This is a genomic window from Streptomyces sp. AK010 (genome assembly GCF_014207295.1).
In the GTDB taxonomy this organism is placed as follows: Bacteria; Actinomycetota; Actinomycetes; order Streptomycetales; family Streptomycetaceae; genus Streptomyces; species Streptomyces massasporeus.
Genome location: NZ_JACHCX010000077.1, coordinates 1 through 1,286 on the forward strand (window position 1 = coordinate 1; position 1,286 = coordinate 1,286).

At 66.6% G+C, this 1,286-nt stretch carries 3 protein-coding genes; 2 read left to right on the forward strand and 1 reads right to left on the reverse strand.

Translation table 11 applies throughout. From position 1 onward, the window contains the following. Positions 1–126: 126 nt before the first annotated feature. Complete coding sequence (locus HDC93_RS37665; RefSeq protein ID WP_311774744.1) at positions 127–501, reverse strand: site-specific integrase; 375 nt, start codon at positions 499–501, stop codon at positions 127–129. 96 nt (positions 502–597) lie between these two features. On the opposite strand from HDC93_RS37665, the gene HDC93_RS37670 reads away from it, so the two are divergent. Continuing rightward, positions 598–885, forward strand: coding sequence for a transposase (locus tag HDC93_RS37670; protein WP_037756723.1), 288 nt, complete (start codon positions 598–600; stop codon positions 883–885). A gap of 62 nt (positions 886–947) precedes the next feature. Then, the gene (locus HDC93_RS37675) at positions 948–1,220 is read left to right on the forward strand and encodes an IS3 family transposase (protein WP_185015259.1); all 273 of its coding nucleotides are present in this window, start codon (positions 948–950) and stop codon (positions 1,218–1,220) included. The last annotated feature ends 66 nt before the right edge of the window (positions 1,221–1,286 follow it).

Here is a 1,286-nt window from a genome sequence, read left to right on the forward strand (position 1 = left end):
TCACCGAAGTCATCCACCCGCGACCGGCACGAGTATCGAGAACCCCACGCACACCAGACCCGTGACCTGCAACTTCACGATGCACACTGCCCAGTTCTGCTGGCAGGTTCTCGATCAGAGCGATCGTCATCGATGGCCATCCTTGGCGTTCACACGCGGAAGAGGCACCCGCTCAACGGCCTCGCGAAGGCGCGATGGTTTGGGATGCAGGTAGGGTCGCGGCGATTCCGCGCTCTTCTGCCCGAGCAGTGCCTGGACCTCGTCCAGTTTGCCGCCGGCATCGGCGACGTTGCTGGCCATCGCATGTCGACACATCCGTGGTCCGATCTTCCGGCCCAGCCCGGCCCGCCGGGACAACGACTCACACAGTTCGCCGATCGCGTCGGTCGTCATCGGCGCCCCGTAGGGCGGCCGGAACAGGTTGACCAGCAGGAAGTCGCTACCTCCGGCACCCAGACGTTCGTGGCGTTCCAGCGCGTACTGGTCGAATGCCTGGACCACGAGGAAGTCGACCTGAGGCTCCCCCTGTGACCTGGACAGCCTGATACCGGATGGTCCCGGAGGAAGCAGTCACAGGTAGTGAGCAAGAAGAGCAACATGAGTAAGCGGTACACGGCCGAGTTCAAGCGGGATGCGGTCGCGCTGGCGCTGTCGTCGGACAAGACCGTCACGGAGGTTGCCCGGGACCTGGGCGTGAGCCCGGAGGGCCTGCGGAACTGGGTCAAGCAGGCGAAGATCGACCGGGGTGAGGGGCCTGCCGGGGCGCTGACCACGGCCGAGCGCGAGGAGCTGGCCCGGCTGCGGCGGAAGGTCCGGGAGCAGGAGGCGACGATCGAGGTGCTGGGAAAAGCGACCGCCTTCTTCGCGCAGCAGAAGACGAAGTAGCCGCGCGCTACGCGTTCATTGATGCGGAGAAGGCTTCCGAGAGCAATCCCGGCGGCCGTCCGGTGGCGTTCCTGTGCCGGGTGTTGAAGGTGTCCCGCTCGGCGTACTACGCCTGGATGGCCTCCCGGTCGGCCCGACGGCTGCGGCGGCGCGCGGAGGCCGAACTCGTGGCGGAGATCCGGGTGTTGCACGCCGCCTCGCGCGGCGCTTACGGCGCCCCGCGGATCCATGCCGCCCTGCGCCGGGCCGGGCGGGTGGTCAATGAGAAGAGGGTTGAGCGGCTGATGCGCGAGCACCGCATCATCGCCCGGGTTCGACATAATTCGACGGCCTAGAGCTCAGAATCTGGGGTCTGACCTGCGTAGATATGGGTGTGGCCGCCTGGAGGGCGTTTCTCTAGG

Bases quoted from the DNA above. Each gene is read 5' to 3' on its own strand.
- HDC93_RS37670 (WP_037756723.1), top strand. From the start codon at position 598: ATGAGTAAGCGGTACACGGCCGAGTTCAAGCGGGATGCGGTCGCGCTG.